Origin of the sequence: Sphingomonas sp., from assembly GCF_017744835.1 — a bacterium.
Lineage (GTDB): Bacteria > Pseudomonadota > Alphaproteobacteria > Sphingomonadales > Sphingomonadaceae > Sphingomonas.
The window spans coordinates 512,906-538,319 of sequence record NZ_JAGIAM010000003.1 but is presented as its reverse complement, the minus strand read 5'-3'; the positions used below and the strand labels follow the sequence as shown (position 1 = coordinate 538,319).

Below are 25,414 nucleotides of genomic sequence, written 5' to 3'. Positions count from 1 at the left end.
GCCAAGGCTCGCGTCCCCAAAAGCAAACGGGCGCGGCCACCACTGGTGACCGCGCCCGTTCTTCAGGTCCGGGAAGACCTTGTTACTTGGTGAGGCCCGCCGTCGCCGCCACTTCGGCAGCGAAGTCGCTCTCTTCCTTCTCGATGCCTTCGCCGAGCTGGAAGCGGACATAGTCCTTGAGCACGATCGAGGCACCGGCGTCCTTGCCCGCCTTCGCGACGACGTCGGCGATCGGGGTCTTGCCGTCCATCACGAAGAGCTGGCTGAGGAGGGCGTTCTCCTTGGCGAACTTCTTCACCGAGCCTTCGACCATCTTCTCGATGATGTCGGCCGGCTTGCCGCTCTCGGCTGCCTTTTCCTTGGCGATGGCGCGCTCGCGCTCCAGCGTCTCCTGGTCGAGGCCGGTCTCGTCGAGCGCCAGCGGGAAGGCCGCAGCGATGTGCATCGCCAGCTGCTTGCCGAGCGGCTCGAGCACGTCGACGCCCGCGTCCGATTCGAGCGCGACGAGCACGCCGATCTTGCCCAGGCCCGGAGCCGCCGCATTGTGGACGTACGGGATCACCGCGCCCTTGGCGACTTCGACCTTCTTCGCGCGACGCAGGACCTGGTTCTCGCCGATGGTCGAGATGTTGGCGGTCAGCACCTCGTCGACGGTGCCGCCCTGCGGCATCTTCGCGGCCTTGATCGCCTCGATGTCGTCACCGGTCTCGAGCGCGAGCGCGGTCACGTCGCGCACGAAGCCCTGGAAGATGTCGTTCTTGGCGACGAAGTCGGTCTGCGAGTTGACTTCGACGGCCACGCCCTTGGTGCCCGCGACGGCGACGCCGACGAGGCCCTCGGCCGCGGTGCGGCTCGACTTCTTGGCGGCGGCGGCCAGGCCCTTGGCGCGCAGCCAGTCGGCCGCGGCTTCCATGTCGCCGTTGGTCTCGGAGAGCGCCTTCTTGCAATCCATCATGCCGGCGCCGCTCTTTTCACGGAGCTCCTTCACGGCTGCTGCAGTGATCTCGGCCATGTTCGTTTCCCTCAGCTAAAATTCGGGCGGAGCAGTGCCTGTGCCCTGCCCCGCCCCGATTACGGTTCGATGACGGGCTTAGGCGTCGATCTGACGCTCACCCTCGACCGCCGTTTCCGGCTCGGTCGAAGCGGCGGGCGCTTCCGGCTCGCCGGCAACTTCGGTCAGGGCGGGCTCGATCGGAGCCTCTTCCTGGGCGCCCAGGTCGACGCCGAAGCTCGCCTGGCGGTCCTGGTTGCCGCGGGTCGCCGCGATGGCGATCGCCTCGCAGTAGAGGCGGATGGCGCGCGACGCGTCGTCGTTCGCGGGCACCGGGAAGGCGATGCCGTCCGGGCTCACGTTCGAGTCGAGGATCGCGACGACCGGGATACCCAGCGTGTTGGCTTCCTTGATCGCCAGCTCTTCCTTGTTGGCGTCGATCACGAACATGATGTCCGGGATGCCGCCCATGTCGCGGATGCCGCCGAGCGAGAGCTCGAGCTTGTCGCGCTCGCGGGTGAGCTGCAGCACTTCCTTCTTGGTCAGGCCGTGCGTGTCGCCCGAAAGCTGCTCCTCGAGCGTCTTGAGGCGCTTGATCGACTGCGAGATCGTCTTCCAGTTGGTGAGCATGCCGCCCAGCCAGCGGTGGTTGACGAAGTGCTGCCCGGCGCGGCGCGCAGCCTCGGCGATCGGCTCCTGCGCCTGGCGCTTGGTGCCGACGAACAGCACCTTGCCGCCGGCGGCGACGGTCGAGTTCACGAACTCGAGAGCGCGCGCGAAGAGCGGCACGGTCTGCGAGAGGTCGATGATGTGGACGCCGTTGCGGTCGCCGAAGATGTAGGGCTTCATCTTCGGGTTCCAGCGGTGGGTCTGGTGACCGAAGTGCGCGCCCGATTCGAGCAGCTGCTGCATGGTGACGACAGGTGCCGCCATAGGGATAACTCCTTCCGGTTGAGCCTCTGGGAAGCGAGTGACCGCGGTTTCGCGGCACCGGTTTATGATGCTTCCCATGCGGGTTGAGGCGGCGCCCTTAGCCGAGCGCGCCACGATGCGCAAGTAGGTGGCCGGGCCGCGATTTTCCAGCCGCGCCTCGGAGGAGGCGGAACAATCGCGGAACATGCGCTTGACAGCGGAACGTTCGTGGAACATACAGCGTCCAGAACGCGGACAAGGAACGTCCGATAGAGCCAAGCGGTTGAGAATCCTGTGATTCTACCGCCCAGCGAATTGGGAGCGAGTGATGATTGGATTTGCTGTTCTGCTGCTCTTCGCCGCCGCCTTCACGCTTTCCATATGCGCGATGTTCGTAAGCATTCGCCCCCAGCTCCACCGCTTCGCCGAGCTCGTCCGCCCCGCCTCCACGCTTCCGGCGCTTCCGCCGCGCCTCGCCCGGCTTACGGTGCGTGCGGTCCCAGCCCGGATGCCTGCACGTCTGCCGCTGCGCGCAGCCGCCTGACGCGGCGATAGCTGCGCACGCTGAACGGGATCATGGCCAGATAGGCGAAGGCGAGCAGCGCCAGCGTCGGCCAAGGCGCGGAGACCAGCGCCGCCACCAGCACCACCAGCATCGCCACGGCCTCGAATCGGATCCGTTGCCGCAGCCGGACCGTCGGCGCGAACGTTGCGATGCTCGAGATCATCAACACCGCGACGAAGGCGGTCCAGGGCGCGATCATCAGCGGTGCGCGGAACTGCGGCAGGTCGATCCACAGCCACAGGAACAGGGGCGTGAGCGCGAGCACTGCGCCCGCCGGCGCCGGCACACCGGTCAGGAAGCCTGCCGATTTGTGCGGCTGGTGCTCGCGGTCGATGTTGGCGTTGAACCGCGCGAGGCGCAGCGCGCAGAACAGCGCGAGCAGCAGCGCGATCATCCAGCCGAAGCTGCCCAACTCGTTGAGAGACCAGAGGTAGAGGATCAGCGCCGGTGCGACGCCGAAGGAGATCGCGTCGGAAAGGCTGTCGAGCTCGGCGCCGAAGCGGCTCTCCGCACGAACCCATCGCGCGATCCGGCCGTCGACGCCGTCGAGCACGGCGGCGAGCAGCACCATCAGCACCGCCAGCTCCCATTTGCCGAGCATCGCGAAGCGGATCGACGTCAGGCCCGAGCAGAGCGCGAGCGCCGTGACGGTGTTCGGAAGCACCGCGCGAAGCGGGATTCCCCGCTCGCGCCGCGGCGGCCTCATTGCGAGATCCCGGTCGCGGCGGTGCCGCCCTTGCGCGCCAGGATGGTCTCGCCGGCAATCGCGCGCTGGCCGAGCGCCACCTGGCAGGCATAATCCTCAGGAATGAACACGTCGACGCGGCTGCCGAAGCGGATCAGACCGACGCGCTGCCCGGCCACGACCATGTCGCCCGACTTGACGAAGGCGACGATGCGCCGCGCGACCAGCCCGGCGATCTGCGTGAAGCCGATGCGCAGCCCGTCGCGGTCCTCGACCACGATGTGCTGGCGCTCGTTCTCGTCGCTCGCCTTGTCGAAGTCGGCGTTCATGAACTTGCCGGAAATGTAGATCACGTGCTTGATCGTGCCGGTGATCGGCGTGCGGTTCACATGGACGTCGAACACGCTCATGAACACCGATACGCGCACCATCGGCGCGTCGCCCAGCGCGTGCGGCCCGGTGAGCTCGGGCGGCAGCGGCACGCGCTCGATCATCGTGATCAGGCCGTCGGCGGGCGAGACGATCAGCCCCTCGCCCTGCGGCGTGACGCGCACGGGGTCGCGGAAGAAGGCCGCCACGCCCAGTGTCAGGAACACGAGCGGCCAGGTGATGAAATCCCAGACGAACAAGCTCAGCAGCGCGATCGCGGCTGCGATGAGCACATATTTGCGTCCTTCGGGGTGAATGTCCGGAAAGCGCCACTTCACCGTGGAAGTGACGACGGGAGGCTTGTCGAGCGATGCCATGCGCGGGGGTTTAGCCGCGTCGCCGCGACTTTCCTAGACCGGCATTCATCGCGCCCGCCGCCACTGTCCTATCCGCCTAACACATAGCGTTTGAGGAAAGGCCGTGGCTCGTATATTGGACCTGCCGAGCCCGATTCAGCGCGTCTTGCGTTCGGACGGATATCGTTGGGGCGCTTGAATCCGGCCGGATTTTTGCGCAGGCGCGGTTCACGACCGCCATTTTACTCGAAGGATTAGCATGCCCGCATCCACCGCAGAGGCCAAGCGCCGCACCCGTGCCCGCGGAGCGCATGTGCCTTCGCCCTGGCTGATGTTCTTGAAGGGCTTCTTCAAGCACCCCGTAATGGTCGGCGCCGTCGCCTCGTCGTCGCAGGCGCTGGTGCGGCACATGCTGAAGCCGGTCGATTGGGCCAACTGCAAACTGTTCGTCGAATATGGCCCGGGAGTCGGCACCTTCACGCGCCCGATCCTCGAGCGCCTCGCGCCCGACGCGAAGCTGATCGTGATCGACACCAATCCCGACTTCATAGACTATCTCAGCGCCACGATCGACGATCCGCGCTTCATCGCGGTCAACGGTTCGGCTGCCGATGTGCAGAAGATCGTCCGCGAACATGGCTTCGAGCAGGCGGACTTTATCGCCTCGGGCCTGCCCTTTTCGACGCTTCCTCCGGGCGTGGGCGACCAGATCGCCAAGGCCACGCAAGAGGTGCTGCGCCCCGGCGGCGCATTCCTCGTCTACCAGTACAATCCCAAGGTGAAGAACTTCCTCACCCCGCACTGGAATCACATCGACCATGCGGTCGAATGGTGGAACCTGCCCCCCGCCCAGCTCTGGTGGGCCTGGAAGGAGTGATTGCGCGGGATCGGCTTGATCCCCCTTCCCCATCCTCCTAGACGCTCGCCCAAACCCATAAAACAGGAAGCGAGCACATGGCGAAGATCAAGGTTGCAACGCCGGTCGTGGAGATCGACGGCGACGAGATGACGCGGATCATCTGGCAGTGGATCCGCGAGCGCCTGATCCTCCCCTATCTCGACATCGACCTGAAATATTACGACCTCGGCGTCGAGAAGCGCGACGAGACCAACGACCAGATCACGATCGATTCGGCCAACGCGATCAAGCAATATGGCGTGGGCGTGAAGTGCGCGACGATCACTCCGGACGAGGCGCGCGTCGAGGAATTCGGCCTCAAGAAGATGTGGAAGTCGCCCAACGGCACGATCCGCAACATCCTCGGCGGCGTGATCTTCCGCGAGCCGATCGTGATCTCTAACGTGCCGCGCCTGATCCCGGGCTGGACCAAGCCGATCGTCGTCGGTCGCCATGCCTTCGGCGACCAGTACAAGGCCACCGACTTCAAGGTGCCCGGCAAGGGCAAGCTGACGATGAAGTGGGAAGGCGAGAATGGCGACGTGATCGAGCACGACGTGTTCGACTTCCCCGCCGCCGGCGTCGCGATGGGCATGTACAATCTCGACGAGTCGATCCGCGACTTCGCCCATGCCAGCATGAATTATGCGCTCGGCCGCGGCTGGCCGCTTTACCTCTCGACCAAGAACACGATCCTCAAGGGCTATGACGGCCGCTTCAAGGACATCTTCGCCGAAGTGTTCGAGACCGAGTTCAAGGACCAGTTCCAGGCCGCGGGCATCGTCTACGAGCACCGCCTGATCGACGACATGGTCGCCTCGGCGCTCAAGTGGCACGGCGAGTTCGTGTGGGCCTGCAAGAACTATGACGGCGACGTCCAGTCGGACCAGGTCGCCCAGGGCTTCGGCTCGCTGGGCCTGATGACGTCGGTGCTGATGACTCCGGACGGCAAGACGATCGAGGCCGAGGCGGCGCACGGCACCGTCACGCGCCACTATCGCCAGCACCAGCAGGGCAAGGCGACCTCGACCAACCCGATCGCGTCGATCTTCGCCTGGACCGGCGGCCTCAAGTATCGCGGCAAGTTCGACAACACCCCCGAGGTGACTCGCTTCGCCGAGACGCTCGAGAAGGTCTGCATCGAGACCGTCGAGAGCGGCAAGATGACCAAGGACCTCGCGCTGCTGATCGGACCGGACCAGGCCTGGATGACCACCGAGCAGTTCTTCGAGGCGATCCGCGTCAACCTCGAGACCGCGATGGGCAGCTGGCAGTAAGCCAGCCGGCTGAACCGAAGAACGAGAGGGGGAGCGGAAACGCTCCCCCTTTTGCTTTGCCTAGAAGTTGAACTTCGTGCCGACGCGGAATGACCGACCGAAAATGCCCGTGCCGCCCTGGACGGGGTTATAGTTGTTCGCACCGTAAGTGATCGGATCGATCGGCGGCAGGTTATCGAACAGGTTGAGCACGTTCATGTAGATCGTGAACTTGTCGGCGACCTTGTAGCTCGCCGACAGGTCGACGGTGATATAGTCCGGTACGTCGCACGCCACGAATTGCTCGGACAGCATGCCGCAGTCGCCCGGTTCGGTGCCCTGGTCGGCCGCCGAGAGATTGTAGCCGCCGAAGAAATCGGCAGTGGCGGTCAGCGTCAGCTTGTCCCACTCGAGCGTGTTCTGCCAGCTTCCGCGCCACTCGGGCGTGCCCGACCCTGCGGTCAGGTTGAAGTTGCCGAGCGTGCCTTCGTAGGATTCGACCGTCCCGTCCGGGAACTCGGTCTCAAGGTTGATGATCCAGCTCGCCTCGAGCGCAGAGATGAAGCGGACCGAGGGCGACAGGTCGACTTGCACCCGCGCCCCGAAATCGAGCCCTTCGGCGCGGATCGTGTTGGCGTTGATCAACTGCGACTGCACGAACGCAACCCGCGGACGCGCGTTCGGGAAGTTGGGATCGGGCGAGTCGGGGATCACGTTGAATCCCGGCGGGATCGGTTGGCCCTGATAATAGGCGAGCAGCGCCGGGCGGTTGCTCGGGGTGGTGATCGCACCGGTCTTCTTGATGTTGTAGTAGTCGACCGTGAAGCTCAGGTTCCGGATCGGCTCGAACAGCACGCCCGCGGTATAGCTGGTCGAACGTTCGGGCTCGAGGTCCGGGCTGGCCAGCGTCGTCTGGCCGTAGCTCGCGGTGCGGATGTAGGTCGGGCAGGTGTTGAATGTCGCCAGCGAGCAATTGTACTGCGCCAGGAACGTGTCGTTGAAGAGCGACTGCGTCGCGGTCACGAAGCCGGTGGTCGGAATGGCATTCGCTTCGGCGAAGCTCGGTATGCGGAAGCCGCGCGACCAGGTGCCGCGGATCACCAGCTGGTCGATCGGCGTGAACTTCACACCCACCTTGGGCGAAAAGGCGTCCTGCCCGCTCGAATAGCTGTCGTAGCGTCCCGAGAGATTCACCTCGAGCGCACGAATGATCGGCGCCTTGAGCTCGGCATAGGCCGAGCGGACGCTGCGGCTGCCGCTGGTGCCGAACGCGTTCAGGACGAAATAACGCTGCGTCGGACCGTTGGAGTCCGGATTGGCGCTGGGCGCATTGATCGACTCCCAGCGCAGCGCCCCGCCGACGCCGATCTCCAGCGGACCGCCCGGAAGATCGAACAGCTTGCCAGCCACGCTGGCATCGATCGCATACAGCTCGGACCGGGATTCGTTGATATTGTCCGGCGAGAGATAATCCAGCGTTTCTTGGGTGTTGGCAAACGGATTGACGAAATTGTAGCGGCCGTCGGCGACTACGTTGAGCAGGTTCTGGATGTAGACATAGCCGTTCTGGATCCGCGTCAGATCGGTACGCATCGCAACGCCTTCGATCGAGAAGTTCCAGTCATCCGCGAAGGAGCCGGAAACCCCACCCGCCGCGCGATACGTGCGGCTGCGCGTCTCGTTATATTCCTGAATGTTCGGAAGCCGCCCGAGGATGCGCGCCACCTGCCCTTGGCCGGCGAAGGGATTGTTCGGATTGAGCCTGGCGTTCGGATTCGCCGCGTTGCAGTTCGGGTCCGGCAGATTGTTGATGAGTGGACAGACATAGACCGGCAGCGCCAGGATGAACGACCCGACCGCATTCGCGCCCCCGGCCGGCGCCGCGGTGCTGAAGCGCGGGAAGTCGATGCCGGTCGGGCCGTTCCGGCGGATGCTCGCCGGCAGGCCGTTGAAACTCACGTTGCTCTGCAGGAAATTGCCTTCGAAATAGGCCTCGATGTCGTCGCTGATCCGGCCGGTAGCGCGGAACGACCCGCCCCAGCGCGTAATCTCCGGCGAGATCACGCCATATTGCGTCACCAGATCACCCTGGCAGACGGTGCGGGGCGCGCGCGGATCGGCGGCGAACTCGGCGTCGGTGAGCGTATAGGGCGTCTCACCGGTGATGCAGCCCGCGGCCGGATTGAGGAACTGATAGCGCCCGGTCTCGGCCGCATTGTCCGGGCCCGCGGGCGCGACGAAGAAGGTCGTCGCGAACAGACTGGAATCGGTTCCCGTCGAAAAGCCCGAGAAGCCGCCGGTCGACGGATTGATCGAGCCCCCGTTTGGTCCGATCGACGGCCCGCACACGCCGTCGCGGCAGATCCCCGACTGGTTCTGCGAGTTGTAGGGATAGGGCCGCTCACGATTGTAGAGCGCTTCCTGGTGGTAGTAGAAGCCGCTGAGATAGGCGTTGAAGCCTTGCTCACTCAGATCGCCGAAGCCGCCAGTCAGGCTGAACCGGTGGTTGGCGCCGTCGCCGCGCTCGGTGATCCCCACCTCGGCACGTCCGCTGATCCCCTTGATCTCCTTCTTGGTGATCACGTTGACCACGCCCGCGATGGCATCCGCGCCATAGGTCGACGAAGCGCCGTCGCGCAGCACTTCGATGCGGTCGACGATGTCGTCGGGGATGGTGTTGAGATCGACGAAGTTGCGCGTCGCATCGTCAGCGAGCGGATAATAGGACGCGCGCAGCCCATCGAAGAGCACCAGCGTCGAATTGGTGCTGAGCCCGCGTAGCGACACCGCGGAGGCGCCGGCCGCAAACGCGCCATTCGCCGAGAAGGAGTTGGTGAGCGCGGGACCATTGTTAGAGGCGAGCCGCTGGATCGCTTCCTGCGTGGTGTTGATGCCGCGCTGGTCGAGCGTCTCGGCATTGAGCACCGTCACCGGCGACGGTGTCGCGGCCCGGGTGCGGAACAGCGTGCCGGTCACGACGATCTCGCCGCCCTCTTCCGCTTGCGCCGCGGTTGCTCCTTGGTCCTGTGTGTCCGCGGGCGCGGGCTCCGTCTGGGCGGGGGCCGTCGTCGGCGCCGCGGGATCCCGGGCGCTGGTGTCCTGACCATAGGCGGGAACCGCCAAGGCGATCGACAGGGGCGCGGCGGTGGCCAGCAAGGCGACCTTGCCCACGAAGTGGATGCTGCTGCTCACGTCTCTTTCCTCGCTGCTGCTGCCTCGTCCGAGGTCGCGTGACGCCGCCGAGGCTGTTTTCCACTCGCAGCTCGTTGCCTACCCGCAACGCCTGCGCATGGTGGCTCCAAAAGATTGAGCCGCCCGCAGGAAGCTGTAAAGCAAGCATTGCTTGCTCTATTTACCTTTCATTTGGCCTGTAGCAAAAATGCTACATGGCATGTTACAGTAGGCTCACAAGAACACGTATCAGTGCATTGGCAAACATATGGAACTATAGTTTCATACATATGCGGGGCATGCTCTGTTAGCTGATGTCAATGGCGACGCACATCTTAAGATTAGTTACGCATACGTAATAAATTACGCATCACTCCGGCGCGCGACTCATCTGGCAAGTCGCGGTCTCCTCGCGAGCGCGGCGCTATTCGAGGGCAGCTGGCAAGAAACCTGACCGCCCCGCCTTGCAAAAAGGGGGCGCCCGTGCTGCCGTTCGGGGATGATGGCTGGCATGCTCCTCTCGTTTGTAAATTTCCGAAGAAGGTCGAGCGCTGGACGCGCTGGCTCCGGCCTCGGTTCTTGTAACCCGCTGGGCCGCGCATGCTGAGCCTGCAGAACAGCGGCTTCAGCGATGCGCTGGTGATCCTCGGTGCGGCGGGGCTCGTGATCCCGGCGTTCGCGCGCTTCAGGATCAGCCCGGTCATCGGGTTCATCCTGGTGGGCGCGCTGGTCGGCCCCCGCGCGCTCGGCGCCCTCGTCGGCCAGCATCCCTGGCTCTTCTACGTCACCATCTCCGACCCGCATGCGATCGAGCCGTTTGCCGAGCTCGGCATCGTGCTGCTGCTCTTTTCGATCGGCCTCGAGCTCTCGTTCCGGCGACTCTGGGCGATGCGCAGGCTGGTGTTCGGCCTGGGCGCGGCCGAGCTGGCCTCGTCCGGGCTCATCCTCGCCGCGCTGCTCTACCTGACGGGGCTGAGCACCGCAGGGGCGATCGGCCTCGGGCTGGCGCTCGCGCTTTCCTCCACGGCGCTGGTGCTCCCGATCGCCGGCACCACCAGCGCCGTCGGCCGCGCTGCCTTCGCCATGCTGCTGTTCGAGGATCTCGCGCTGGTCCCGATCATCTTCATGCTCGGCGCCATGTCGCCCGCACCCGGCGTGGCGGGGCTCACCAACCTGTTCGTGACGCTGGCGATGGGCGTCGCCACGGTCGCCGCGCTCTTCCTCGGCGGGCGGCTGCTGCTGCCGCGCATGTTCGCCCAGGCCGCACGCACCAAGAGCCCCGAGCTGTTCCTCGCCGCCAGCCTGCTCGTCGTGATCGTCGCGAGCCTCGCCACCGCCGCCGCCGGCCTGTCGCCGATCGTCGGCGCGCTGATCGCGGGGCTGCTGATCGCCGAGACCGAATATCACGGCGCCGTCGAGGCGATCACCGCCCCCTTCAAGGGCCTCGCGCTCGGCGTCTTCCTGATCACCGTCGGCATGCGCCTCGAGCTCGGCTTCCTCGCCACCAATTGGCCGATGCTGCTGGGCGCGACCGTGATGGTGATGGTGGTCAAGGTCGCCGTCACCACCGGGTTGCTCAAGCTCTCGGGCGCGCGCACCGGCACCGCGGCGGAGACCGGCGTGCTGATGGCCAGCCCGTCGGAGACCACGCTGATCGTGCTCGGTGTCGCGGGCACGGCGGCGCTGATCTCCCCCGCTACCACAGCCTTCTGGACCGCCGTGACTGCGATCGGCCTCACCGCCACGCCGGTGCTCGCCAAGGTCGGCCAGTTCGCCTCCCGCTTGATCGAGGCGCAGGAGAAGGACGATCCCCCCGCCACCGATCCCGGCCAGCTGAGCCACGGCACGGTGATCCTCGGCTTCGGCCGCGTCGGCCGCACCGTCGCGGACATGCTGCGACGCCACGGTCAGCCCTATCTCGGCGTGGACGCCGATATCGACAACGTCAACGCCGCCCGCCGCGACGGCTACACCGTCCTGTTCGGCGACGTGACTCGCACCGAACTCGTCGACCAGCTCAAGCTGGGCCATGCCAGGGCGCTGGTGCTGACCATGGATGATCCGGTGCTCACCGTGCGGCTGACGCGGCGGGTGCGCGGCTGGGTGCCGAATTTGCCGATCATCGCCCGCGCCCGCGACGCCGCGCACGCCGCCGAGCTCTACAAGGCGGGCGCGAGCGACGCCGTGCCGGAGACGCTCGAAAGCTCGCTCCAGCTCTCGGAGGCCGTGCTGGTCGACGTCGGCATGGCGGTGGGCCCGGTGATCGCTTCGATCCACGAGAAGCGCGACGAGATGCGCAAGTCGATCAAGGAAGCCGCGGGCCTCGAGCGCGAGCCGCGGTTGCGCCGGACGCGGCTGGGCGAGGCGGAAAGCTCGCCCGGCTGATCGCCCTTCGCACTTGCCCGCCGCAAGTGCCGAGCGCATGCTGCCGCCAATTGGGGAGATGAACGCGCATGTTCGGAACGCTTCTGCTTCTGCTCGCCGCCACGCAAAGCCAGGCCGCAGCCGATCCGCTGGCGTCCGCGCGTGAGGGCAAGATCCAATGCATCCAGCCCAATAAGGAAAAGAAGACGTGCCTCGGTCTCGCCTCGCTGACGGTGCGGCCCGACGGCTCGTTCGACAGCGTGGCGCGCGTGATGATCGCGCCCACGCCTGCGATCGTGATGGAAACTCGCAGCTCGGGCAAGGCGGAGGGCGATGCGCTCTGCGCGGTCATCCGCCAGCAGGACTATGCCAATGCCAGGATCACGATCGAAGGGGCGCCCGCGGATGCCGCGACCGGCGACGCGATTCGAGGACAGCTCGTCGGGGCGGTCGCCCCGCTCGACGGCAAGAAGGCGTGCTCGCGCGCAGTGCCTGAAGGCGACGTGCTGCGGCTCGATGTGACCGTGGAGGGCACCGCCCGTCCCGATCTCACTCGGCGCGCGATCTGGGTGCGCCCCGACGAGGGCTATAAGCTCGGGATGTAGTTCCCGGCCGGATTATTCGACCTTGTAGCCGTCGCCGGGCGCGACCCAGCGTACCGGGCGGTCGAGGTCCGGCTGCGCGACACCGTCGAGCGTCGTCCGGGCAATCAGCACGGCATTGTCGATCTGGTCGCGGTAGCAGCGCTGGCGGCCATTGAGCGGCGCCATCGCCGCCGCAAGGTCGCGGCGCAGCGTCTCCTGCAGCGACTGGGCAAGCCGCGCATTGGGCTTGGTGAAGGTCGCGCTCGCCAGCGTATCGGTGCGGTGCACGAAGCACGCCGCGCCGCCGACGATCTTGCCCGGCATGCGATAATGGACCTGGATCCCCGCCGGTCCGCCGATGCCGGTCACCTCCGCCTCGAAGCTGCCGTCGGGCCGAATCGTGAAGCTTGTCAGCGAGCTGCAGGTCTTGCGCGCGGGATCGGGCGAAGTGCAGCGGAGCAGGCCCTCGCGCGCCGGCGTGAGCGTGTCTTCATCCCCCCCGGCCTGAGCCGCGATGGCGAGAAGGACGGGAAGGATGATCATCTTGCTTGCTCCCTTGCCTCAGGCCGCAGCCTTCTCGGCGGCGATCGCGCCGCGCACCGCGGCGAGCGCGTCGGACGCCTTGCTTCCGTCGGGGCCGCCGCCCTGCGCCATGTCCGGCCGGCCGCCGCCGCCCTGCCCGCCCAGCACTTCGACCGCGCGCTTGACCAGCTCCACGGCATTCTGCGCGCCGGCGAGATCGTCCGTGACCCCCACCGCGACGGAGGCGCGGCCCTCGTTGACCGCGACCAGCGCGACCACCCCCGAGCCGATGCGCGCCTTGGCCTCGTCGACCGCACCCCGCAGCGCCTTGGCCTCGAGCCCGTCGAGCACCTGGCCGACGAAGTTCACGCCGCCGACCTGCTCCGGCCCGGCCGGCGCAGCCGAACCGCCGCCGCCCAGCGCCAGCGCCTTCTTGGCCTCGGCCAGCTCGCGCTCGAGCTTGCGGCGTTCCTCGACCAGCGCGGCGACGCGCGCCGGGACTTCGTCGGGCGAAGCCTTGAGTGCGGCCGCAGCCTCCTTGAGACGCTCGTCGCGGGCGTTGAGCCACTGGCGCGCGCCCTCGCCGGTCAGCGCCTCGATGCGCCGCACGCCCGAGGAGACGGCACTCTCCGAGATGATCTTGAAGATCGCGATGTCGCCCGTCGCATTGACGTGCGTGCCGCCGCAGAGTTCGACCGAGTAGGAAGCGTCCTCGCCGCGGCCCATCGAGAGCACGCGAACCTCGTCGCCGTACTTCTCGCCGAACAGCGCCATGGCGCCAGCGGCGATCGCGTCGTCGGGCGTCATCAGCCGCGTCGTCACCGCTTCGTTGTTGCGGATCTGGGCGTTCACGTCGGCCTCGATGTCGGCGATCTCCTCGGCGGTCAGCGCCGAGGGATGCGAGAAGTCGAAGCGCAGCCGGTCGGGCGCAACCAGGCTGCCCTTCTGGGTGACATGGCCGCCAAGCCGCTTGCGCAGCGCTGCGTGGAGCAGGTGGGTGGCGCTGTGGTTGGCGCGGATGCGGTCGCGGCGCTCGGCATCCACGACCAGATGCACGGTGTCGCCGACCGCGATCTCGCCGGCCTCGATCTTCGCGTGATGCGCGTGGAGCCGGCCGAGCGGCTTCGACGTGTCCTCGACGATCGCGCGCAGCCCCTTCTCGTTCGAGATCGTGCCCGCGTCGCCCATCTGGCCGCCGCTCTCGCCGTAGAAGGGCGTCTGGTTGGTGAGCAGCGTCACGGCGTCGCCGGGCTTGGCGCTGTCGACGCGCGCGCCGTTCTTGACGATCGCGACGATCTGGCCTTCGCCCTGCGTTCCCGAATAGCCGATGAACTCGGTGCTCCCGAGTTCGTCCGCCAGATCGTACCACAGCTCGTCGGACGCCTTCTCGCCCGAGCCCTTCCAGGCCGCGCGGGCAGCGCGCTTCTGCTCGGCCATCGCCGAATCGAAGCCGTCGCGATCGACGCTGATCGACTTGGACCGCAGCGCGTCCTCGGTCAGGTCATAGGGGAAGCCAAAGGTGTCGTAGAGCTTGAAGGCAGTCGCGCCCGGCAGCGTATCACCTTCGCCCAGACCCTGCGTCGCCTCGTCCAGCAGGCGCAGGCCGTTCGCCAGCGTCTGGCGGAAGCGCGTCTCTTCCTGGAGGAGCGTCGCCTCGATCAGCGGCTGCGCGCGGACCAGCTCGGGGAAGGCAGCCCCCATCTCGGCGACCAGCGCCGGCACCATGCGGTGCATCATCGGCTCCTTGGCGCCCAGCAGGTGCGCGTGACGCATCGCGCGCCGCATGATGCGGCGGAGCACATAGCCGCGGCCTTCGTTCGCCGGCAGCACGCCATCGGCGACCAAAAAGCCCGACGAACGCAGGTGATCGGCGATCACGCGATGGCTCGCCTGATTGTCACCGGTCGTGGCCGCGCCGGTGAGCGCCCCCGATTCGGCGATCAGCGCCTTGAACGTGTCGGTGTCGTAATTGTCGTGCACGCCCTGCAGCACCGCTGCGACGCGCTCGAGCCCCATGCCGGTGTCGATCGACGGACGCGGCAGGTCGCCGACGATCTGGTCGTCCGCCTGCAGGAACTGCATGAAGACCAGATTCCAGATTTCGACGAAGCGGTCGCCATCCTCTTCCGGCGATCCCGGCGGGCCGCCCCAGATGTGGTCGCCATGGTCGAAGAAGATCTCCGAGCAGGGGCCGCATGGGCCGTCCGCGCCCATCACCCAGAAATTGTCCTTGGTCGGGATGCGGATGATGCGGCTGTCGGGCAGGCCCGCGATCTTCTTCCACAGGTCGAACGCCTGGTCGTCGTTATGATAGACGGTGACGGTCAACCGGTCCTTGGCGATACCCCATTCGCGGGTGATCAGGTTCCACGCCAGCTCGATCGCGCGGTCCTTGAAATAGTCGCCGAACGAGAAATTGCCGAGCATTTCGAAGAAGGTGTGGTGGCGTGCCGTGTAGCCGACATTGTCCAGGTCGTTGTGCTTGCCGCCCGCGCGGACGCACTTCTGGCTACTCGTCGCCGTGCTGTACGGACGGCTCTCCAGCCCCGTGAACACGTTCTTGAACGGAACCATGCCCGCGTTCGTGAACATGAGCGTGGGGTCGTTGTGCGGAACGAGCGGCGCCGAAGGCACGCGCGCATGGCCCTCGCGCTCGAAATAGTCGAGGAACGAACGGCGGATATCGTTGGTGGACGTCATGAGCAGCGACTTAGTTGCGCGCGGCGCTTCGCTCAAGCGAAACACTTCGATCAGGACGATCAATCCGTCCGAGTTGTGTCCGCGGGAGGCGCGACGACGGTGAGCGCACCCGGCTCTATCGCGAATTCCAGCGGCACGCGCAGCCTCCGCACTTCGCCGTCGAGCGCGACGTGGATGCCGTCCACCGGCCCGGTGACGCGGAGCTCCGCTGTGTCGCCGATCGCGGCGAAGTCGCGCTCGGGATCGGCCCGCCCCAGAAGCGCACGGATCGCGAAGCCGATCAGCGCCAGGCGGCGGCGCGACGCCACCGCATAGACCGAGAGCACGCCATCATCGAGCGCCTTGCGCTGCCCCAGCTTGCCCGCGTCCAGCACGTATCGATTGTTGCCGACGAACAGCATCGGCGTGACGACTTCGCGGTCCACGCCCGGCATCCGCAGATGCAGCCGGCGATGGCGCATCCGCTTGAGCGCCGCCGCGGCAGCCGGAAGCGCCGCCAGCTTCTTCGGCAACGCCAGGCCCTCGCGCTCCTCGACCATGTCGGGATAGAGGCCGATCGAGGCGTTGTTGACGAACGCCTCGCCGTTCACGCGCGCCAGATCGATCTGGCGCCGCCTGCCCGAAGCGATCAGCTTCGCGGCTTCAGCCAGGTCGAGGGGAATGCCCAATTCGCGCGCGAGGTGGTTGCGCGTGCCGAGCGGCAGGATGCCGAGCGCCGAGCCGCTCCGGGCCAGGGCGGCCGCGGCGCTGCCGAGCGTGCCGTCGCCGCCGCCCACCACCAGGATTTCGGCACCGGCAGCCGCTTCGATCGCGGGCTGCATCGCTTCCCCTTCAAGCAGCTTGAGGTCGATCTCGACGCCTGCGTCCGCGAACGCCTTCTCGATCTCTGCGCGCAGGCCCTCGCCCTTCGCGGCGGCGGTACCCCCGCTCGCATTGACCAGGACGGGGACCGGGGCGCTCATTCGACGGGCCGGTCGATCGAGCGCGGCGGCGTGCTGAACCACTTCGGGCCAGTCTCGGTCATGTGGAAGCAATCCTCGATCCGCACCCCGAAGCTGCCCGGGATGTAGATGCCCGGCTCGTTCGAGAAGCACATTCCCGGCGCGAGCCGCGTCTTCTCCCCGCGAACGAGATTGACCGGCTCGTGTCCGTCCATGCCGATGCCGTGGCCGGTGCGATGCGACAGGCCCGGCAGCTTATAATCCGGCCCGTAACCAAGGCTCGCATAATAGCGGCGCACCGCGTCATCGACTTGCCCAGCCGGCGTGCCCAGCCGCGCCGCTTCGAACGCGACCTGCTGGCCGCGCGCGACCTGATCCCACACCTTGCGCTGCTCGGAGGTGGCGGTGCCGTGCACCCAGGTGCGCGACACGTCGGATTGATAGCCCTGCACCGTGCAGCCGCAGTCCATCAGCACGATTCGCCCGTCCGCCACCGGCGAGGGTACCTTGGTGCCGTGCGGATAGGCGGCACCCTCGCCCACGAGCACCATGCTGAACTCGGGCGCGCCGCCCAGCTTGATCGTCGCGGCGTCCATCAGCGCGGAGACGTCGTGCTGCGTCATCCCCTTCTGAACGCGCGGATGGACCCAGCGATAGGCCGCGATCGTCACGTCGGTGGCGAGTTGCATCAATGCGATTTCGGCGGGCGTCTTGATCATCCGGCAGCCACGGACGACCGGATTGGCCGAGACCACCTGCAACCCCGCCTTCTGCAGCCCGTCGACTGCGAAATAGCGCACCGTCTCCTCGATCCCGACGGGCAACCGCGCAAGCCTGCGGTCCTCCAGGAACCCGGCTACCGTCTTGAGCGGGTCTTCATCCTCCTGCCACACGCGGACCTCCGCCGGGATCGCCAGCGTCTCGCGGGTGCGCGGCTCCTCGAAGAACGGCGTGACGATGCACGGCTCGCCTTCCACCGGCAGGATCGCAGCGGTGAGCCGCTCGCTGCGGCCCCAGCGCACGCCAGTGAAATAGAGCAGCGACGAGCCCGGCTCGATCAGCACCGCGCCGATGCCGTTCGCCTTCATCAGCTTCTGCGCACGGGCGATCCGCGCGAGCCGCTCCTCGGCCGGGATCGGCTGCGCACCCTGCGTGATGTCCTTGAGCTCGGAAAGGTCGGGCTCGGCCGCACGGAGCACGGCAGGGATCGAGAGCAGAGGTGCAGTGCCGGCGGCAGCAAGCAGCGCGCGGCGAGTGAGGATCGGCAAGGGTTTCTCCCCGGAAAAGCTATGGCTGCGAGCGATAGGGTTCTTGACCCGGCGGCGACAATCCCCTTCCGTAGCAGGTGAAACCAAAGGGGGTCCGTGTGGGCAAGCGTTTGACGTGGTACATTCTGGCGGGCCTGGTGCTCGGGGGGCTGCTGGGCTGGGCGCTGAACGCCGCCTATGACGACGGCGGCGGCGCGGGCACCAAGTTCGTCGAGAACATCGCCTATTACCTCGACATTCCCACGCAGATGTTCCTGCACCTGATCAAGATGATCATCGCCCCGCTGGTGGTCTCGACGCTGACGGTGGGCATCGCGCACATGGGCGGCACCGGGGCGATCGGGCGTGTCGGCGTCCGTGCCTTCCTGTGGTTCGTCTGCGCGAGCCTCGTCTCGCTCACGCTCGGCCTCATCCTGGTCAACCTCCTCCAGCCCGGCGTCGGGCTGAACCTGCCGCTCCCCGACGTGGCGGCGTCGAGCGGAGTCGATCGCTCGGCCTTTGACGCAGCGAAGTTCTTCACGCACCTCATTCCCACCTCGGCAATCGAGGCGATGGCGAGCAACGACATCCTCCAGCTCGTCATCTTCTCGCTCTTCTTCGGCGTGGCGATGGCCGCCGTGGGCGAGCGCGCCAAGCCGTTGCTCGACGGGCTGGAGTCGCTGGTCTCGGTGATGCTCACCGTCACCGGCTATGTCATGCTCTTCGCGCCGGTCGCGGTGTTCTGCGCAGTGGCGCGGACGCTCGCGACGCGCGGGCTAGGCGTGGTGGGTGACCTCGCCTTCTTCATGGGCAGCTTCTACATCGGGCTCTTCGTCCTCTGGGCGGTGCTGCTCGGCGCCTGCTACCTCGTCGTGGGGCGGCGCACCGGGCTGCTGCTGCGCTATCTGCGCGACCCGATCCTCCTGGGCTTCTCCACTGCCTCGTCCGAAGCCGCCTATCCGCGCACGCTCGAGGCGCTCGACAAGTTCGGCGTGCCGCCGCGGATCGCCAGCTTCGTGCTGCCGCTCGGCTATTCGTTCAATCTCGACGGCTCGATGATGTACATGACGTTCGCGTCGATCTTCATCGCCCAGGCCTATGGCATCCACCTCGATTGGGGGACGATGATCACGATGCTGCTGATGCTGATGATCACCAGCAAGGGCATCGCCGGCGTGCCGCGCGCCAGCCTTGTGGTGATCACCGGCACGCTGTCGCACTTCCAGATCCCCGAGGCGGGCGTGCTGCTGATCCTGGCGGTCGACCATTTCCTCGACATGGGCCGCACCGCAACCAATGTGATAGGCAATGCGGTGGCCGCCACGGTCGTAGCGCGCTGGGAAGGCGGGTTCGACGCTCCCGAATCGCCCGACCACAAGATCGTCTTCCCCTCGGCGCCCGCGCCGGGGGCGGACGACAGCTTCGAGGATTACGGCAAGCCTCAGGCGTAGGCGTAGGGTCCTCCCCGTTCGAGCGCGGCGCGATAGGCGGGCCGCGCGTGGATGCGGGCGAGCCAGTCGGCGATGTGCCGTCGCCCCTCGGTCGCGGCGGCGCGGGCCACGGCGGCTTCGAGCGGGAAGCTCATCATCACGTCGGCGGCAGTGAATTCCCTGCCCGCGAACCAGGGGCGCTGCGCCAGCTCGGCTTCGACATAGTCGAGGTGGACGTCGATCATCGGCTGGAACCTCTTCTGTGCCACCTTGCCGAGCACCGGCACGCGGCCGAGCACGAGCTTGACCAGCAACGGGGGCATCAGCGACCCCTCGGCATAATGGAGGAAATGGCGATAGCGCAGCGTGTCGTCGCGGTGCGCGGGCGGGCCGAGCCTGCCATCGGCGAGCTCGACCAGATATTCGATGATCGCGCCGGTTTCCGCGACGACGCGGCCCTCGCGCTCGATCACCGGCGACTTGCCGAGCGGATGGATGCGCCGGAGCTCGGGCGGGGCGAGCATCGTCGCCTTGTCGCGCTGGTAGCGCCGGACCTCGTAGGGCAGGCCCAATTCCTCGAGCAGCCAGAGCACGCGCTGCGAGCGGCTGTTCTCCAAATGGTGGACGATGATCGTCATGCGGGCTCTCCGGCGGTCGCGGTCCAGATCCAGGCGCCCGCGCCGAACGCCACGACTTCGTCGGCTGCACGGGCGGCGAGCATGGCGCGGAGCGACTCGCGCATGGCTCCCCGGCGATCGGGGGCGGCATCGATCATCGCGCGCGCGGCAGGCCCGATCCGCGAGAAGAAACCGAGCGCATCCTCGACCGGGTCCTCGCCCTCGCCGGCTACGTAAGTGAAATCGATCGACTGGACCTCGGCCTCGGTCCATCCGGCGCGGGCGAACACGTCGGCAGTGAAACCGGGGTCGGAGAGGCCGAAGGGGCCGGGCGTATAGCCTTCGGACGGCGGAACGTCGTTGCCGACCGCGTCGTCGACCGCGACGGCCCATTCGTTGCTCGTGCGGGCGCGGAAGCAGGAGAAGACGAGCCTGGCGCCGGGATTGGCGGCATCGCGGAGCGCCGAGAAGCCAGCGACCGGATCGTCGAAGAACATGACGCCGTGGCGCGAGACGAGCAGGTCGGCGCCCGCCCCGCCCAAGCTCTGCGCATCGGCGACGCGGAAGGCGAGATTGGGAATGCCGGCGGCGCGCTCGCGGGCGATAGCGATCAGCGAAGGCGACAAGTCGATGCCGGTCACCGCGAGTTGCGGACGGGCAGTGGCGAGCGCGATCGAAGTGCCGCCTGCGCCGCAGCCCAGGTCGATCGCAGTGCCTCCGTGGGGCGCAACCGCCAGGATCGCGGCGTCGAGCCGGCGCGCGAGTCCGGCCAGGCTGCGGTCGGTCCGCTGCCATTCCTCTGCCCAGACATCACCGACGCGGCCGGTCCAGTCGAAGTTCGTCGTCATCCGCTCCCCTTCCCGCGATGCCGGCCGGTGGCCGAAACTTTTCGATCATTGCGCATGTGACAGATAAACCCGCAGCGTTCCGCCGCAAAACGCGAAAGACCCGGCGCGGGGTGCGCCGGGTCTTCCAGTGGGATCGTCTCCCGCGACCGCCGCTCGCGACGAGGCGGCCAAATCAACGCGTCAGAGGTCGTCGTCGGGCTCGGGGCCGGTCATCAGCCCCTCGGCGACCTGCTCGGTGCGGCCGCGGATCGCAGCCTCGAGCCGGTCGCACAGCTCGGGATTTTCCTTGAGGAAGGTCTTGGCGTTCTCGCGGCCCTGGCCGATGCGGACGCTGTCGTAGCTGAACCAGGCGCCCGCCTTCTCGACCAGCCCCGCCTTGACGCCGAGATCGAGTATCTCGCCGATCTTGGAGATGCCCTCGCCGTACATGATGTCGAACTCGACCTGCTTGAACGGCGGCGCCACCTTGTTCTTGACGACCTTCACGCGCGTCGAGTTGCCGATGATGTCCTCGCGGTCCTTGATCTGGCCGGTACGGCGGATGTCGAGGCGGACCGAGGCGTAGAACTTGAGCGCGTTGCCGCCGGTCGTGGTCTCCGGATTGCCGTACATCACGCCGATCTTCATGCGCAGCTGGTTGATGAAGATCACCATGCAGCGCGAGCGGCTGATCGAGCCGGTGAGCTTGCGGAGCGACTGCGACATCAGGCGCGCCTGGAGGCCGACGTGGCTGTCGCCCATCTCACCCTCGATCTCGGCGCGGGGCACCAGCGCGGCGACCGAATCGACCACGAGAACGTCGATCGCGTTCGAGCGGACGAGCGTGTCGGTGATCTCGAGCGCCTGCTCGCCGGTGTCGGGCTGCGAGACGATCAGCTCGTCGATGTTGACGCCGAGCTTCTTGGCATAGACCGGGTCGAGCGCGTGCTCGGCGTCGACGAAGGCCGCGGTGCCGCCGTTCTTCTGCGCCTCGGCGATGACGTGGAGCGCGAGCGTGGTCTTGCCCGAGCTTTCCGGACCATAGACTTCGATGACGCGGCCGCGCGGCAGACCGCCGACGCCCAGCGCGATGTCGAGCCCCAGCGAGCCGGTCGAGATCGCCTCGACCTGCATCGTCTCCTTCGAGCCCAGCCGCATCGCCGAGCCCTTGCCGAACGCGCGGTCGATCTGCGCGAGTGCGGCGTCGAGCGCCTTCTGCTTGTCCGTGGAAATGGCCATGTTGCCGTCGATCACCTTTAGGGAAGCCGCCATGTTGAAGTCCCGTTCGCTAGAGGGTTTGGGCCGCACGTTCAACGCGTGAGTTGGGTCCGTACAGCATTTGTTCTCATGGAACAAGAGGGGAACTTCGGGGCGGTGCGTTTTGGGACGCGTCGTCTCGGGGTGGAGTGTCTTGAGGAAGGCTCGCGTCCTGTTCCCTTCCGTCATCCCCGCGCAGGCGGGGACCCAGAGCCACGAGCGACGGTGCCCGTGATTACTGGGCCCCCGCCTTCGCGGGGGTGACGGTCAAGGTATGGGTAACGGGTAACAGTGGGGAGCAGCGCGGGCGGGCAGGCCGGCGGAACCTCCCCCTCCCCGCTTCCGTTATCCGGTCTCCCCGCGCCCCGGCGCCAGCCTGCGAGCATCATGTCGGACCTGCCCGAGCCCTTCGATACCAGTGTCTTCGATCCGCCCGAGGACGCCGTCGAATTCTATTCGGACAGCCTGAAGCTGCTGAGCAGCTGGGACATCCCCTTCCTGCTCTCCGGCACCTATGCGCTGACCTGCCACACCGGGGTGATCCGCCCGACCAAGGACATCGACGTCTTCTGCAAGGCCGGCGACGCGCCGCGGCTGCTCGCGCATTTCAAGGCGGCCGGATACCGGATCACGATCGAGGACGACCGCTGGATCGGCAAGGTCTGGCAGGGCGAGAACTTCTTCGACGTGATCTACAACATCTCCTCTGCCTCGATCCCCGTCACCGACGCCTGGTTCACCGAAGTCTATGAGGCCGAGGTCTATGGCAGCACGGTGCGGATCACCCCGCCGACCGAATTCATCCTCTCCAAGATGTTCATCCAGGACCGCTATCGCTACGACGGCGCCGACGTCGCGCACGTGATCCTGAAGAAGCACGACGAGATCGACTGGCACCGGCTGCTCTCGGCGATGGAGCTCTATTGGGAGGTGCTGCTGATGCACCTGCTCAACTTCCGCTTCATCTACCCCACCGAGCGCGACCGGGTGCCGCGCTGGCTGTTCGACACGCTGATCGAGCGCCTCCAGGCGCAGGCCGAGCTGCCGCCGGCGAACGTGCGCGTCTGCCGCGGCCGGCTGCTGTCCCCGCGCGACTATGTGATCGACATCAGCAACTGGGGCTTCGCGGACGTGGTCGGAAAGGGGCTGGAGGAGAAGCATGAGCGACACTTCTGAGCCGCTCCGGCTCGCGGCGATCGGCGACCTGCACGTCACCGAGCAATCCGAGCATCGCTACCGCGACCTGTTCGCGCGGATCTCCGAAGAGGCGGACGTGCTGGCGCTGTGCGGCGACCTGACCAATTTCGGCAAGACCAGCGAGGCCGAGCATCTGGCCGAGGATCTGCGCGCCTGCACCATCCCGATGGTCGGCGTGCTCGGCAACCACGACTATGAATGCGGCCAGCCCGAGCAGGTGGCGCACATCCTCCACCAGGCGGGCGTGACGATCCTCGACGAGCAGGCCGTGGTGGTGAAGGGGGTGGGCTTCGCCGGGGTGAAGGGCTTCGTAGGCGGGTTCGGCCGCGGTGAGCTGGGTGCGTTCGGCGAGCAGGCGATCAAGGCGTTCGTCGAGGAATCGATCAACGAGGCGCGCAAGCTCGAGAACGGGCTGCGCTCGCTGCGCACCGATCGCACCGTCGCGGTGCTCCATTATTCGCCGATCGCCGAGACGGTGGAGGGCGAGCCGCCCGAGATCCACCCCTTCCTCGGCTCCTCGCGGCTGGCGGACGCGGTGGACCGGTTCGACAATGTGAAGGTCGTGGTCCACGGCCATGCCCATCGCGGCCGCTACGAAGGGCGCACGCGGCGCGGCGTGCCGGTGTTCAACTGCGCGCAGTTCGTGGTCGCCGAGCGGTTCGACCGGCCCTACGCGCTGCTGGAGATTTAGGGCTTCGCTCGCTTGACCGTCATCCCCGCGGAGGTCGGGAGCCGGGTCTCGTCGACATCGCCTGGGGCTCTGGGTCCCCGCCTTCGCGGGGATGACAGTGGGGGAGGCGATTGCGGCCCCCGCCCCTCCCCGCTAACCCGCCCCCATGTCGCAGATCGTCGGCCGCATCGCGGCGCTCAATCGTTTTCCGGTGAAGTCGATGGCGGGCGAACCGCTGTCCGTGGCCGAAGTCGATTGGCAGGGAATCGAGGGCGACCGGCAATATGCCTTCGTGCGCAGCGCCAACGGGACGCGCTTTCCCTGGATGACGGCGCGCGAAGTGCCGGCGATGGTGCTCCATCGCGCGCGCTTCGCCGATCCGGCAAAGCCGCGCACCAGCACGGTGATGGTCGAGACGCCCGACGGCGCGCTGGTGCCGCTCCACGATCCGCTCCTCAAGGCGAATCTCGAACAGGCAGCAGGCGAGCCGACGGCGCTGATCCAGGTGGCGCGCGGCGTCTATGATTCGATGCCGATCTCGATCCAGACAAGCGCCGGCCACGCCGCACTCGAGACCGCGCACGGAAGCCGGCTCGACACGCGCCGCTTCCGGATCAACGTGGAGATCGAGAGCGACTTGCCCGCAAGCGAACTGCAGGGGCTGCGCCTGGACTTCGGCGGCGACGAAGACGGGGCGCGCGTGCAATGCGCCGATCCGATCGCGCGCTGCGTGATCGTGACGATCGACCCCGACACCGGCGCCAGGGAGCCGCGCGTGCTGCGCACGATCGCCCAGGGCTTCGGCAATGGCTATGGGGTGTACGCCAGCCCCGCGCGGCCGGGGCTGATCCGGCTGGGCGATGTCGTGCGGGTGGTGGATTAGCATCGCATCTGGTTGACCCTCTCGCTGACGGAGAGAGGATCAGGGTTCGAAACCGACTGTTAAGCCGCCCGATTTACCCTCGACGCATGATTGACCGGTCTGTGCCCCTTCGTTTCGGCCCGCATGCGATCGCCGTGCTCGCCGCAGCCATGCTCACCTCGACGCTGTTCGCGTTGATCTGGACCGCCGCGACTGGATTTGCAGCGAGCGGCCGCGTGCCGAGCGTGGCGTGGCTCGCAGCGCTGGCGCCGCTCTTCTGGATCACGGTGTTCCTGTTTGCCTTGCCGAGCGCGGCGATCGTGCTTTCGGTGCTCTGGCCGGTGACGCGTCGCGGCACTCGGGCCGGGGGGTGGATCTGCATGATCGCCGGCGCCGCCACCGGTATCGCGGTTTCCCCGCTGGCAAGCCCGGGCGGTCTCGGCGCAGGGTGGATGCAAATGGGCGTCTTCGCCGCGACGGGTGCGACGCTGAGCGGCCTGTACCTGTTGATGGCAAGGCGGCACATGCGCGCGGGCCCCACACGCGCCGCCCGCGCGAGCTTCCGCCACCGATTGCCGCAGGTCAGCTAGCCAACGCCGAAGAACAGGAGCCGCCCCGGGCTCCTAGCCAAGCGCGTCGATCGCCTTTTCGACGCCGTCCATGGTGAACGGCTTGGAGAGCACCGGGCGATCGCGGAAGGCTTCCGCGATCGTGTCCCCCGCCCCGCCGGTGGCGAGGACGAAGGGGATGTTCTTCTCGGCCAGCCGCTCGGCGACGGGCCAGCTCTGCTCGCCGCCACGCAGGTTGACGTCGAGGATCGCGGCGTGGATTTCGTGCTGCTCGATGCACTCGAGCGCCCCCGCGACATTGTCGGCGACGCCGGCCACCTCGCGATCGAGCATGTCGATGAAATCCTCCAGCATCATCGCGATCAGCGGTTCGTCCTCGACGATCAGGATACGATGCGGAGCTGCCATGCCCTGCCCTTCGCAG

Annotated in this window: 22 protein-coding genes; 9 read left to right on the top strand and 13 right to left on the bottom strand. The window is 67.0% G+C overall.

All coding sequences use genetic code 11. The features are described 5' to 3' along the window. Positions 1–82: 82 nt before the first annotated feature. The 4 genes from tsf to J7500_RS10345 form a co-directional block, all read right to left on the bottom strand. Positions 83–1,012, bottom strand: coding sequence for a translation elongation factor Ts (tsf, locus tag J7500_RS10360; RefSeq protein WP_294061628.1), 930 nt, complete (start codon positions 1,010–1,012; stop codon positions 83–85). A gap of 78 nt (positions 1,013–1,090) precedes the next feature. Next, on the bottom strand, positions 1,091–1,924 hold the full coding sequence (gene rpsB, locus J7500_RS10355) for a 30S ribosomal protein S2 (protein ID WP_294061627.1): 834 nt from the start codon (positions 1,922–1,924) through the stop codon (positions 1,091–1,093). Between the two features lie 461 nt (positions 1,925–2,385). After that, positions 2,386–3,174, bottom strand: coding sequence for a CDP-diacylglycerol--serine O-phosphatidyltransferase (gene pssA / locus J7500_RS10350; protein ID WP_294061626.1), 789 nt, complete (start codon positions 3,172–3,174; stop codon positions 2,386–2,388). Beyond that, positions 3,171–3,899 (bottom strand): phosphatidylserine decarboxylase, encoded by a 729-nt coding sequence (locus J7500_RS10345; RefSeq protein ID WP_294061625.1) that lies wholly within the window; start codon positions 3,897–3,899, stop codon positions 3,171–3,173. Before J7500_RS10345 ends, pssA begins: the two co-directional genes overlap by 4 nt. Before the next feature lie 238 nt (positions 3,900–4,137). On the opposite strand from J7500_RS10345, the gene J7500_RS10340 reads away from it, so the two are divergent. Beyond that, complete coding sequence (locus J7500_RS10340) at positions 4,138–4,755, top strand: methyltransferase domain-containing protein (RefSeq protein WP_294061624.1); 618 nt, start codon at positions 4,138–4,140, stop codon at positions 4,753–4,755. Positions 4,756–4,832: 77 nt separating this feature from the next. Then, positions 4,833–6,053: an NADP-dependent isocitrate dehydrogenase gene (locus J7500_RS10335; protein ID WP_294061623.1), complete on the top strand. Its 1,221-nt coding sequence runs from the start codon at positions 4,833–4,835 to the stop codon at positions 6,051–6,053. 60 nt (positions 6,054–6,113) lie between these two features. Here J7500_RS10335 and J7500_RS10330 read toward each other — a convergent pair whose 3' ends face one another. Further along, a complete protein-coding gene (locus J7500_RS10330) occupies positions 6,114–9,224 on the bottom strand; it encodes a TonB-dependent receptor (protein WP_294061622.1) in 3,111 nt (1,036 codons plus the stop codon). A 579-nt stretch (positions 9,225–9,803) separates the two neighbouring features. Here J7500_RS10330 and J7500_RS10325 point away from each other — a divergent pair. Both J7500_RS10325 and J7500_RS10320 read left to right on the top strand, forming a co-directional pair. Beyond that, positions 9,804–11,588, top strand: coding sequence for a cation:proton antiporter (locus J7500_RS10325; protein ID WP_294061621.1), 1,785 nt, complete (start codon positions 9,804–9,806; stop codon positions 11,586–11,588). Positions 11,589–11,656: 68 nt separating this feature from the next. Beyond that, the gene (locus J7500_RS10320) at positions 11,657–12,172 is read left to right on the top strand and encodes a hypothetical protein (protein WP_294061620.1); all 516 of its coding nucleotides are present in this window, start codon (positions 11,657–11,659) and stop codon (positions 12,170–12,172) included. 12 nt (positions 12,173–12,184) lie between these two features. Here the strand turns inward: J7500_RS10320 and J7500_RS10315 are convergent, their stop codons facing one another. From J7500_RS10315 to J7500_RS10300, 4 genes are read right to left on the bottom strand one after another with little or no spacing between them, the layout of a single operon-like run. Next, positions 12,185–12,694 (bottom strand): hypothetical protein, encoded by a 510-nt coding sequence (locus J7500_RS10315; protein ID WP_294061619.1) that lies wholly within the window; start codon positions 12,692–12,694, stop codon positions 12,185–12,187. Positions 12,695–12,712: 18 nt separating this feature from the next. After that, entirely contained in the window at positions 12,713–15,373 is a 2,661-nt protein-coding gene (gene alaS, locus J7500_RS10310; protein ID WP_294061618.1) for an alanine--tRNA ligase, read from the bottom strand. A 59-nt stretch (positions 15,374–15,432) separates the two neighbouring features. Beyond that, positions 15,433–16,335 (bottom strand): diacylglycerol kinase family protein, encoded by a 903-nt coding sequence (locus tag J7500_RS10305; RefSeq protein WP_294061617.1) that lies wholly within the window; start codon positions 16,333–16,335, stop codon positions 15,433–15,435. Then, on the bottom strand, positions 16,332–17,582 hold the full coding sequence (locus tag J7500_RS10300) for a Xaa-Pro peptidase family protein (protein WP_294061616.1): 1,251 nt from the start codon (positions 17,580–17,582) through the stop codon (positions 16,332–16,334). The genes J7500_RS10305 and J7500_RS10300 overlap by 4 nt, the downstream gene beginning before the upstream one ends. Positions 17,583–17,680: 98 nt before the next feature. Here J7500_RS10300 and J7500_RS10295 point away from each other — a divergent pair, with 98 nt between their 5' ends. After that, positions 17,681–19,012 carry a dicarboxylate/amino acid:cation symporter gene (locus J7500_RS10295; RefSeq protein WP_294061615.1) on the top strand — a complete coding sequence of 444 codons (1,332 nt, stop codon included), beginning with the start codon at positions 17,681–17,683 and terminating at the stop codon, positions 19,010–19,012. Here the strand turns inward: J7500_RS10295 and J7500_RS10290 are convergent. From J7500_RS10290 to recA, 3 genes are all read right to left on the bottom strand, one after another. After that, positions 19,003–19,629: a glutathione S-transferase gene (locus tag J7500_RS10290; RefSeq protein WP_294061614.1), complete on the bottom strand. Its 627-nt coding sequence runs from the start codon at positions 19,627–19,629 to the stop codon at positions 19,003–19,005. The two genes, J7500_RS10295 and J7500_RS10290, sit on opposite strands and share 10 nt — an antisense overlap. Then, the gene (locus tag J7500_RS10285; RefSeq protein WP_294061613.1) at positions 19,626–20,456 is read right to left on the bottom strand and encodes a trans-aconitate 2-methyltransferase; all 831 of its coding nucleotides are present in this window, start codon (positions 20,454–20,456) and stop codon (positions 19,626–19,628) included. Before J7500_RS10285 ends, J7500_RS10290 begins: the two co-directional genes overlap by 4 nt. 180 nt (positions 20,457–20,636) lie before the next feature. Continuing rightward, the gene (gene recA, locus J7500_RS10280; protein ID WP_294061612.1) at positions 20,637–21,707 is read right to left on the bottom strand and encodes a recombinase RecA; all 1,071 of its coding nucleotides are present in this window, start codon (positions 21,705–21,707) and stop codon (positions 20,637–20,639) included. 372 nt (positions 21,708–22,079) lie between these two features. On the opposite strand from recA, the gene J7500_RS10275 reads away from it, so the two are divergent. The 4 genes from J7500_RS10275 to J7500_RS10260 all read left to right on the top strand — a co-directional run bounded on the left by J7500_RS10275 (position 22,080) and on the right by J7500_RS10260 (position 25,011). Beyond that, positions 22,080–22,868, top strand: coding sequence for a hypothetical protein (locus tag J7500_RS10275; protein ID WP_294061611.1), 789 nt, complete (start codon positions 22,080–22,082; stop codon positions 22,866–22,868). Then, positions 22,852–23,580: a metallophosphoesterase gene (locus J7500_RS10270; RefSeq protein WP_294061610.1), complete on the top strand. Its 729-nt coding sequence runs from the start codon at positions 22,852–22,854 to the stop codon at positions 23,578–23,580. Before J7500_RS10275 ends, J7500_RS10270 begins: the two co-directional genes overlap by 17 nt. 145 nt (positions 23,581–23,725) lie before the next feature. Further along, entirely contained in the window at positions 23,726–24,442 is a 717-nt protein-coding gene (locus tag J7500_RS10265) for an MOSC N-terminal beta barrel domain-containing protein (protein ID WP_294061609.1), read from the top strand. 101 nt (positions 24,443–24,543) lie between these two features. Beyond that, positions 24,544–25,011 carry a hypothetical protein gene (locus tag J7500_RS10260; protein WP_294061608.1) on the top strand — a complete coding sequence of 156 codons (468 nt, stop codon included), beginning with the start codon at positions 24,544–24,546 and terminating at the stop codon, positions 25,009–25,011. Positions 25,012–25,044: 33 nt separating this feature from the next. Here J7500_RS10260 and J7500_RS10255 read toward each other — a convergent pair whose 3' ends face one another. Beyond that, complete coding sequence (locus J7500_RS10255) at positions 25,045–25,398, bottom strand: response regulator (protein WP_294061607.1); 354 nt, start codon at positions 25,396–25,398, stop codon at positions 25,045–25,047. Positions 25,399–25,414: the final 16 nt, after the last annotated feature.